The sequence below is a fragment of the uncultured Actinomyces sp. genome, from assembly GCA_900541895.1.
Classification (GTDB): Bacteria; Actinomycetota; Actinomycetes; order Actinomycetales; family Actinomycetaceae; genus Pauljensenia.
The window spans coordinates 16431-27465 of sequence record UWSI01000022.1 but is presented as its reverse complement, the minus strand read 5'-3'; the positions used below and the strand labels follow the sequence as shown (position 1 = coordinate 27465).

Sequence of the window (11035 nt, the reverse complement as noted above, 5' to 3'; positions counted from 1 at the left end):
AATCAGGCTTGCCAGTGCGGAGACGGCACCGCTACTCAGGGCGTCGACCGGCTGACGAATAGTTGTCAGCCCCGGAGAAATGTAGCCGAGGTAGCTGGAGTCGTCGTAGCCGACGATGGAAATGTCATCGGGAACCTGTAGGCCCTGGAGTGTCAGTGACTTGAAAGCGCTCAAGGCCAGTTCATCGCTGGCGCACACGATTGCGCTCACGCCTGCATCTATCAGACGTGCTGTCGCAGCCTGTGCGGTACCTAAGCCGTAGGGTGCCCATTCCACATACTGCGGCTTGAGGTCGAGCCCTGTACGGTTCGCAAAGTCAAGGGCAGAGTTGTATTTCGTGATACTGGGGTAGTGGTTTGGATTCCCCAAAAGCAAACCGATGCGCGTATGCCCCTGATTGACCAGGTGTTGAAGAGCCATTTCCGTTGCCAGGCGGTCATCTGTGCGAATGAAGTAACCCGGCAAGTCGGGATCGCCCGCATTGATGAAAACCATTGGAATTCGATGCTCAGCAAGGCGTTGATAGATCGAATAGTCGTTGCCCTTGGAGTCGTACTGGCCGGAAAGGAAGATCGCACCATCAATCTGTTCTGAAAGCACCATTGACAGCAGTGTTTCTTCGCTGGTGCCGCCAGATGTGTAGGTACACAAGAAAGGCAAAATATTGCGTGCCGTCAGTTGAGTACTTATTGCCGTGAGTAAAGATGCGAAAACGGGATTGACCAAGTTGGGGGTAACGACTGCTACATGTCGAGGCTGATTACGACCAACAGTGCTCGTAATCCCCATGCTTTTCGCAGTATTGAGCACGGCCTGGCGAGTATCGTCGGAAACGCCTGGTTTTCCGTTGAGAACGCGCGATACCGTCGCTTGGCTGACGCCGACTTCAGCGGCAACGTCTGCAAGTGTTTTCACTATTGTCTCCGTATTCCACCATTGGATTGGGTGGGAGTTACCTGAATGCCCTAAGTGTATATGAAATCGTTATTTACGTAAAGGCATGAAAGGCTTGCGCAAGACTTGCTTTCATTGTTACAGTCATGTCTGTCAGAAGGAACTGGTCATTGTGGATCGGCTCTCTGAGAGTGCATAGCTGCATAGCTTCACAGCAAGCGAACGATAATCTAAGGAAGGATTATCTCCAATGATGAAACATTCACCTGTGGCGCCCGTACTGGCAAGCGCACTGGTTGCCGCATTGGCGTTGAGCGCATGTTCCAAAGGCGCATCATCCGACAACTCCGCATCGGATGGCCGCCCCGTCGTGACCGTCCAGATCGTTAAGGACGCGCGCACCAAGCCCATGAGTGACCTGAAGTGGACGAAGGACCTTGAAACTGCATGTGGATGCAGCATCAAGTGGCTGGAGACCGCGGCATCCTCGTGGGATCAGCAAAAGAGTGCCGCTCTGGCAGCCGGCGATGTTGCCGACCTGACCATTGCGGGCTTTGATTCAAGCGATATGGCAGAATTTGGCTCGCTGTTCATGGACCTCACTCCTGAACTGGGCAACCTGCCGAACGTGAAGAAGATGTTCGATGCAGAACCCTACTCGCGGATCGTTTCTACCAACACCAAGAACCAGATCCTCGGCGTGGGTCGTTCCACCGTTCCTCTCTCGGCCAATACCGGTAGCCACATGTTCATTAACAAGGCATGGCTTGACAAGCTGGGCTTGGCAGTTCCCACCACGTGGGATGAACTCAAGACAGTGCTCAAGGCATTCAAGACCCAGGACCCCAATGGCAACGGTGTTGCTGATGAGATTCCCTTGGACTTCAACAAGCCCGGAACCAATGGATTTGAAGGCTTTAATCCCAACCTATTCTTGAGCTCCGAAGGCATTACCCTGAGCTCTGACTCCAGCTTGGGAATGTACGCCGATAAGGGCACCGTGAAGAACTACCTGACCGATGAGCGTTACAAGGACTTCGTGAAGTTCATGAACGAGCTGTGGTCGGAAGGCCTGATTGCTCAGGATGCATTCACCCACGACTGGTCCACCTACACCGGTCATGCAAAGGGTGATGGAAAGACCGCAACGGTTGGTATGTCCTGGATGTGGACCCCCTCAGATCTCTTCGGTTCTGAGCTGGGCAAGCAGTACATCACCATTCCGTCCCTGAAGGCGAAGGATGGGCAGACCACTCCGGTTGTGTGGGCATGGGGCGGCGACTCAATGGCCTATGGCGCCAACCAGATCGTTGCAAAGGCTGAGCCTGCAAATAAGGAAGCAACACTTAAGCTGCTGGATTCCTTCTACACGCCTGAGATTGGTATTCAGGCAACCTACGGTGCATTCGGTGAGTGCGTCGAAAAGGGAGCTGATGGCACCTACACGGTTCTCGAACCGGCTGATAAGAGCAAGAATGCCGGTGACTGGCAGTTCACCAACTCGCTTGCTGACCGCGCTCCCGTGTGGATCAACAGCGAATGGAAGCTGAAGCTGCCCGCAGAACACACCGAGGTCTTCCCCGTGGACGCTGTCTACAACAATGATTGGTCCAATATCGACCTCAACTCTGATGTTCTGTATGGAAACATGCCGACCACTGATGAGCAGGCAGATATCCTCTCTCGTAATGCAACCGGTATCAACCAGAACGCGATGGCGAAGTTCGCACAGTGGGTCACCAAGGGTGGTGTCGATAACGAATGGGATCAGTACGTTGCTGATCTCGAGGCAAACCACCTTGCAGAGAGCATCAAGGTCAAGCAGGACATCTACGATGCCTACAAGGCTCAGATGAAGCAGCAGGGCGTTGATCTGAACTCCATGTTCAAGACTCAGTCCGTCGACAAGTCGGCGAAGTTCACCAAGTAGTTCACGGCTGGCGTGCCCTGTGAGAATTCATAGGGCACGCCAGTTTTCTACACCTGGGTTTTCTGTATACGTCTTGAGTGCAGAATTCCCCCCCATCAACTTTCCTCCCTCCATATCTCTTTCGCATTGCTGCAATGCTGCCGCAGTGCATTTCACCCACATTGAGTTCCTGAATGAGGAAGGTAACTGATGTTCTTTGGATTTCTCCATCGAGTGTTTGGGGCGGTGGGCCATGCCTTCGGGCATATCCCTCATCTGTTCCATATGCACCATCCGTTGATCACTATTTTTGCTGGTCATCGAGTTGTGGCCATCTTCGTCACCGTGACTACGACGATCGTCATCGGTGTCGGTGGAGTGACCATTATTATTGGCCCAACAAATGGCGATACAACCCCGCAGATTCCTGGCCAAGAGCAGACCACTCCAACGCCGAAGCCAGAAAAAACTCCTACGCGCGAAGATAAAATTCGTACTTGGTGGCACGAAAATGGCGTGAAAGACGCCGAAAAGCCCCTTGCTAACAATGAGGTCCGTGAATCACCTTTCTATTCGGTATCGGTGTCGGCTGTCGACGGTACTGATTCGGACAATAGTTCGTTTACCTATATGTCGATCCCGCGCAACGGTAACCCCATGCGTTCGGACCTCAACGACGATGGTGCAAAGTTCCAAGCCGACAATCACGTGACCATGAGCTGGTCCTCGTTCGAATATGACACCGATGTCTACGTCGATGTCACTTTGCAGACTGGGGCGAAATTAACCGATGCCAATCAGGTTACTGTGCGCCCTGCCAAGGCGAATATTGAAAAGAAGCTGCTGGACGACAAGACTGTGCGTCTGTACATTCCTCAGAGTAACGACGGCTACCGTCTATCCGTAGAGTTTGCCCCCGAACTTATGGATGTGTACCGCTACCAGGGTGGGCTCACCCTTGAGGGCGGAGAAGGTCACGAATACGTGGGAACCGAGCCGAAGAACTCCATGTTGCTCTTTGCTCAGCCCTGGGCCTCGCGCGTCGATCCGACAACCATCCCCACCGAGGCCGACGGAACGATTACTTACGTGACCCCGGGTGAGGTCACCAACTTAGATACCGTCGATACCGACATTGTGTACTTCAAGGCCGGTACCTACTGGATGACGAACAAGTACTCTGCAAACCTTCCTGATCGCGTGAAGTGGGTCTACTTTGAGCCCGGTGCCTTCGTGAAGGGAGCCTTCCAATTTGGGGTCAATGAAAACATCACGAACTACAAGGTCACGGGATACGGTGTGCTCTCGAGTGAGCAGTACCTCTATGAGACTGACATGTCGAATGGATACAAGACCCTGGAGCATAAGGATGGTGCAAACTGCCATGCCACCTGCGTTAAAGCTCTGAAGTTTACCTCTACCACTCCGCATCAGGTTCTTGATCTGCAAGGCGTGACCATCAAGGAGCCGTCATACCACTCCTTCGTGGAATACGGTTTCCGACCTGCTGACCCCGAAAAGGGCAGTATGAGCGATGCTGAGTTTGCCGAGGCCGTGGCCCGTAACAGTGCGATCGAGGGGGCGAACGAGCAGTCCTTCAGTCAGCGCGTTCGTAACTACCAGCAAGTGGGATCCTGGTACTGGCAGACCGATGGAATGGAGCTGTACCCCGGATCGACGATGAAGAGCTCTTTCTTCCATACGAATGACGACGCGATGAAGCTCTACCACAGCAACGTCGATGTTTCGAATGTCGTGGTGTGGAAGAACGATAACGGCCCGGTCTTCCAGTGGGGCTGGAACTACCGCAACACTGAGAATGTGAAGGTCGATGGAACGACCGTCGTGCACAGCCTGATGAATAACTCGGGTGCAACCAACACCTGTGTATTCAACTCATCCCCGCACTGGAACGGTGGCGCCTTCGATTACTCCGATCCTTCAACGACTTTGAAGAACTGGACCATTTCCAACACCGTCGTGGAAGGAAGTGTGAACTGTGGTTTCCGTATCTACGCCCTGTCGAATATGGAGAACTTCAAGATCATTAACTTCCATGTGGATTCGTGGAATGGGCAACCTGAAGCAAATGTCGTGAGCCGTCTGACCCGTCCTGCAAATAAGGCGGGCAAGAAGGTGATGATTGGCAATGAAACCGTCGACCACAACGGTATTGAGATTCGTAACTTCAGTGTCGGTGACACCTTCGTGACGAAGGCCGGCGGAAACTGGGCATCCAATGAGCTTGGACGTTTGGATTTCGATGCAGACTGCTGGGATAACTGGAACGCCACCGCAGACGGCAAGCCTGAGAATATGCCGACGCTGAGCGTTGAAGGCCTGAAGGACCAAGACTCTTTGGACTCTCGTCATCTTTCGTTTAAGGGAACGACCGATGGCAATCGCGTTGTTGTAACGGTCAATGGAACGAACACGGAACTGCCTGTTATCGATGGTGCATTCAGCGCTGATCTCACCTTGGATCGCGCGATCAACTCGGTGCGCGTGAGCGCCTACTCACCCGAAAACACGGTAAGCCGAGCGAGCTACACTATCTACTCTTTCGGTGACAAGATTGGCACCTTGAGTGATCCCAGTGGCGATGACAACGGTGCCGGTACGGTTGTTTACCCCAAGAGTGAGAACTTCAATCCGGGCAGCTTTGACCTGCTTGAAACCTCTGTCTATCGCGATAACGATCACTACCAGTTTGTAACGCGAATGGGTGCTCCCGTGAACAACCCGTGGGGCATGAACCAGATGAGTACTCAGCGACTGAATATCTACATTCGCAGCCAGGCCAATACCTCAACTGATGTGACGCCTCTGCTAGCGGGGACGAACACCTTTGCCAATGGTGGTTGGGATTATGTTCTGATTGCTGATGGGCGTTCAGAGTCGTTGCCCTACAACATGGGTGTTTACGATAATGCGGGCAAGCTCAAGGGGGAGGTGACCTTGAAGGTTGCCGGTGACCGAATCATGATGTCCGTTGACCGCAGTGCACTCGATGGCGTGGACTTGGCAAAGGCCTCGTACCAGGTGTCGATCTATTCCTCCTCGGAAGATGGGGAAGGCGTGGGCAATGTTCGTCCGATCTATTCGGCCGAATGCTACGCGGGCGGAAAGGGATGTCCTGACTTCGTGAAGAACTTCCGCTTCGGCGGCGGAAAGGGCATCTTCACAAATGAGTCCCCGTATGACTCGGACACCACGGATTCCAATGCAATTGACATCATCTCGGGTGCAATCGAGCAGTCCAAGGCTCTGAGTGTGAACGAAGACGGCAAGGTAGTGGTTCCCTTTGTTGGCTTCGATGCGCGCCACTAGAGATAGTGAAAAGTGCGTAAGCTGGAGTTAGAAGTGGGCTTCTCAGTAAAACGCTGTGATCAGCGGGAATGATTCCGAGGAAACCCAAAATATTCAGGGGTGGGCATGAAAGTGTCCACCCCTGAATGTGTTTTGTAATACTTGCGCAAGGATTGCGTACTTGTTACGCTAAAGGGGTAGCGCATAGACGCGCCTCCAACCCCTCGCAAGAACATGCGGCAATGTTGACGACTGAGAAAGTTATTGCGATGACAAAGCAATTAAATGCTGATTTCGCTGCGACTCGCAACGCTGCGGCGAAGACCCCCTGGTGGTCGAACGCTGTGGTCTACCAGATTTATCCGCGCTCCTTTCAGGATGCAAATGGCGACGGGATCGGTGATATCCAAGGAATCACCCGGCGCCTGCCCTATGTGGCAGAACTTGGCATTGACGTAATTTGGCTGTGCCCCATGTACGTGTCGCCCCAAGATGATAACGGCTACGACATTGCCGACTACCAGAACATCGACCCCATGTTCGGCACTCTCGATGACATGGATGAACTGCTTCGCACCGCCCACAGCTTGGGCCTGAAAGTCATTATGGATTTGGTGGTTAACCACTCCTCTGATGAGCACGCGTGGTTCATCGAATCCCGTGACAAAACCAGCGACAAAGCAGACTGGTATTGGTGGATGCCCGCAAAGGAAGGGCATGTCCCTGGCGAAATCGGAGCCGAACCCAATAGCTGGGGGAGCTATTTTGGTGGATCTGCGTGGACCTATGATCCGCAGCGCGGTGAATACTATTTCCATCAGTTCTCGGCCAAACAGCCCGACCTCAATTGGGAACGACCCGAACTTCGCCAGGCGGTCTACGAGATGATGAACTGGTGGATGGACCGCGGAATTGACGGATTCCGCATGGACGTCATCAGTCAGATCTCCAAGACATTGGATAGCCGTGGAATGCTCCCCGGAACCGATGGATCCGATAAGGAAATTTACGCCGTCGGCTCCGACGGATATTCCTCGCCCTTTGATTTCTGCACGGATGGCCCGCGCTTGGATGAGTTTCTCCATGAAATGTACGAGGCCGTCTTTGCGGGTCGGGAAGGCTTCCTGACCGTCGGCGAGGGGCCGGGTATTTCCATTACCCGCGCAGCACACATCACCAACCCAGCCAGCGAAGAACTCGACATGCTCTTCCTTTTCGACCACGTTGGCATTGATGACGATGGTCCAGCAGGGAAGTGGTCCGTCGTGCCGTGGAAGGTTCGCGACCTACGCAATGTCTTCGCGGGCTACGAAGAAATTGTGCGCGACGGCGGATGGACCAGCCTCTTCTACTGCAACCACGACCAGCCCCGCGTCGTGTCGCGTTGGGGAGACGACAGTACGGAAGAACTGCGCTCTCGAAGCGCAAAGGCACTTGGCCTCGTCCTTCATATGCACAAGGGAACCCCCTACATTTACCAGGGGGAGGAACTGGGAATGACGAACGCAGGCTTTACCAGCCTCGACCAGTATCGCGACGTCGAATCCCTGAACCACTACAGGCAATATGTCGAAGAAGCGGGGATCTTGACGCATGACGAAATGATGAATGCGCTGGCTCTCAAGGGTCGCGATAATTCGCGAACTCCCATGCAATGGGATGACACAGCCTATGCAGGTTTCATCGATGAAGACGCCGGGCAGGCCCCCTGGATTTCCGTCAATGCAAACAAGGAGGTCATTAACGCAAAGCATCAGCAAGACGATCCCGATTCGGTCTACCACTTCTTCAAGCGACTCATTGAGCTGCGGCACACCAAAGACATTGTTGTTGCCGGAGACTGGGAATTAATTGCGCAAGATTCTGACTCCGTCTACGCCTTCACAAGGCACTTGGGGAATGAGAGCTTGGTCGTCGTTGCCAATCTGTCCAGTGACACCGTTGACCTGCCAACAGAAGTTGCAGAACTGGTGGGGGAGCCTCTGCGTGAGCGCGTCCTCATCACTAACCAGGATGCCGCCCTCACATGCGAGGAACTGCAGGATCGCCACCTGCGTCCGTGGACGGCCTTCGCTTACATACTCGGCTAAATTCTTGGACGAAACGAAGAGGTTGCTATGTCCACCACAGAAGTTCAGCCACGCGGCACAGAGCCGTTACGCTCCACCCCTGCCTCTAAGCAGGCCAGCACAAAAGTGAAGAAGACGCCGAAGGCTAAGGGGGCTCCCTGGTGGACTCCCGCGGGCCTCGCGAACCATTTCCGACTGTACTGGCAGTTGTGGATCATGGTTTTGCCGGCGATCATTCTGGTCCTGATCTTCAGCTACGGGCCAATGTATGGAATCCAGCTGGCTTTCCGTGACTTCGATGTCAGCAAGGGCATTACGGGCGGAAAGTGGGAAGGACTGAAGTACTTTAATCAGTTCTTCAAAGACCCGATGTTCTGGCAGATCATCCGCAATACCTTACGCATCAGCTTGTGGACCCTGGTCATGGGCTTTTTCGCCCCGATCATTCTGGCTTTGCTGATCAACCAGATCTCAAGCAAGAGAACGAAAACTTTCGTTCAGACCATTACCTACATGCCTCACTTCATCTCGACAGTGGTCATGGTCTCGATGCTCAATATCTTCCTTGCGCCAAATTCCGGTTTGATCAGTAAGTTCTTCGGAGGCGCGGACCTCATGGGAACCGCCTCTGCATTCACGCCCATCTACTGGATGAGCGAAATCTGGCAGCACGCCGGATGGAACTGCATCATCTACTTGGCTGCGCTGTCATCAATCGACACCGCGCTTTACGAGGCCGCGAAAATCGACGGTGCCGGGCGAATGCAGTTGATTCGATACATCGACATCCCGGCGATCTTGCCGACCGCGGGAATCCTTCTGATCTTGAATATGGGCTCGGTGCTGGGTGTTGGTTTTGAAAAGGTTTGGCTGATGCAGAACACGCTGAATATCCCGGCCTCTGAAGTCATCGCCACCTATACCTACCGCATCGGTATCTTGGCCCACCACTACAGCTATTCCACGGCAATCGGTTTGTTCAACAGCGTTGTGAACTTCATCTTCCTGGTGACCGCGAACAAGATTGCAAAGAAGACCAGCGACACCAGCTTGTTCTAGAACCGGCGTGAAGAAAGGACTGAATCATGTCTGCAGCAACACCTGCCGCAAAGATTTCCGGTCACACGGCCGGGAAGGGAACATCGGGGGATAGGGCAAGCGAACCGAAGCCCAAGAAGAACCTTGGCGCATTGTGGCGAACGCGCTCTGCCTCTGACTGGATCATTGATGGAATCATCGCTTTGATCATCGCGGCCATTGTTCTGGCAATTTTGTACCCGATGTGGTTCATCATTGTCGCGTCTTTCTCAGACCCGAACTTGGTATCGACCGGTAAAGTCACGGTTCTCCCCAAGGGCATTAATTTCAAGGGGTACTTGAAGATCTTGGAAGATACGCGTATCTGGATTGGCTACCGCAACACCTTGCTTTACTCGCTCTTGGGCACAGCAGTGAACCTGATCGTCACGCTTCCGGCAGCCTTCGCCCTGTCCCGTAAAGAATTCAAGCCGCGTCGCGTGATCTTGTTCTTCTTTACCTTCACGATGTTCTTCGGCGGCGGCCTGATCCCCAGCTACCTGCTGATGAAACAGCTGGGACTGCTGAACAGCATCTGGGTTTTCATCATTCCGGGGGCCTTCAGCGTATTCAATATGATCATTGCCCGCTCCTTCTTCGAGGCCTCGATCCCCGAAGAACTTCATGATGCGGCGCAGGTCGACGGACTGTCGTACTTCGGGTATTTCAACAAGATCGTGTTGCCACTGTCGACGGCGATTATCGCGGTTATTGGCCTGTACTACTTCGTCGGGCACTGGAACGATTACTTCACCGGTTTGATCTACATTCGCGACCAGAACCTGCAGCCTTTGCAAAACGTCTTGCAAAACATTTTGTTGGCGAACCAGACGCAAGTTGGCGCAGTCGGAATGACAGCAATGGATTCGCAGAACTTTGCGGATCAGATCAAGTTCGGCGTGATTATCGTTTCGACAATTCCTCTGCTGATCATCTACCCCTTCTTGCAGAAGTACTTCAACAAGGGCGTCATGATCGGCGCCGTCAAAGGCTAGAACAATGACCAGAGCTGCCCTGACCTACGAGCGTTTATGCCGCATCGTGCTGATGGTGTTTGTCGTCAACGTTGCGATGCTCGTCCACACGCTCATGGGACTGATCCTGGGAGGATTCTTCCCCTCAATCGCCGCAGCATATGCGACCTTTCGGACGTGGCTTATCGACGAGGATCAGTCGTGGCGCATTCGCCAGACATGGACGGTGTTTCACCGCGCGTGGAAAGACGAACTCACCCAGGCCAATCTCTTCGGTTGGGTGCAACTGCTCATCGGCCTCGCCCTGGCGTGGGACTACTACCTGGTGAATTGGAACGACCTGGGTGGAGTCATCGGCGTTGGCGTCTCGGGCCTTCTGCTTTTACTCAACCTTGTGTTCTGGACCGTGGCAGCGCTGTCATGGTCAGTACGTGCGAATTTCGATGAACCCCTTCCTTGGATTCTTCGTATGTCGCTGAACATGACAGTGGCCCGCCCGCTGTGCACCCTGCTTCTTCTTGCCTTCACGGTCATCATCGGCTGGACCTGGAGTCAGTGGCCGGGCGTGTTTATGGTCTTCGGTGCTGCGGTTCCGATCTTTGCTGTCCAGGCAGTCATCTATAGTTTTGGAGGGCTGCCGGGAATGAGCGTCAAGGACCGACCCTCCCCAAACCCTGCCGACGAGGCCGTCGCTGAGCGCGGGGGAGTAGTCGCTTAAGCCTGCCGAGGCCTCGGCAATGAGAGAACCCGACAACTTTCCTTCCCACTACCTTCTTCCAACCACCTAAAAACCCGTAACCCAG

Annotated in this window: 7 protein-coding genes; 6 read left to right on the top strand and 1 reads right to left on the bottom strand. The window is 53.7% G+C overall.

Annotated features, from left to right (window positions below; translation table 11 throughout):
- The coding region (locus QZR18_RS06310) for a LacI family DNA-binding transcriptional regulator (protein WP_295910698.1) at positions 1-915 on the bottom strand (915 nt) is incomplete at its 3' end.
- Positions 916-1144: 229 nt separating this feature from the next.
- Between QZR18_RS06310 and QZR18_RS06305 the strand changes: the two genes are divergently transcribed.
- From QZR18_RS06305 to QZR18_RS06280, 6 genes are all read left to right on the top strand, one after another.
- Positions 1145-2824 (top strand): extracellular solute-binding protein, encoded by a 1680-nt coding sequence (locus QZR18_RS06305; RefSeq protein ID WP_178704128.1) that lies wholly within the window; start codon positions 1145-1147, stop codon positions 2822-2824.
- Between the two features lie 264 nt (positions 2825-3088).
- Complete coding sequence (locus tag QZR18_RS06300; protein WP_295910696.1) at positions 3089-6133, top strand: glucodextranase DOMON-like domain-containing protein; 3045 nt, start codon at positions 3089-3091, stop codon at positions 6131-6133.
- A gap of 248 nt (positions 6134-6381) precedes the next feature.
- A complete protein-coding gene (locus QZR18_RS06295; protein WP_295910694.1) occupies positions 6382-8202 on the top strand; it encodes an alpha-glucosidase in 1821 nt (606 codons plus the stop codon).
- A gap of 27 nt (positions 8203-8229) precedes the next feature.
- Positions 8230-9240: a sugar ABC transporter permease gene (locus QZR18_RS06290; RefSeq protein WP_178704119.1), complete on the top strand. Its 1011-nt coding sequence runs from the start codon at positions 8230-8232 to the stop codon at positions 9238-9240.
- A 26-nt stretch (positions 9241-9266) separates the two neighbouring features.
- Positions 9267-10253, top strand: coding sequence for a carbohydrate ABC transporter permease (locus QZR18_RS06285; protein ID WP_178704116.1), 987 nt, complete (start codon positions 9267-9269; stop codon positions 10251-10253).
- A gap of 4 nt (positions 10254-10257) precedes the next feature.
- Positions 10258-10950: a YesL family protein gene (locus tag QZR18_RS06280; RefSeq protein ID WP_178704113.1), complete on the top strand. Its 693-nt coding sequence runs from the start codon at positions 10258-10260 to the stop codon at positions 10948-10950.
- The last annotated feature ends 85 nt before the right edge of the window (positions 10951-11035 follow it).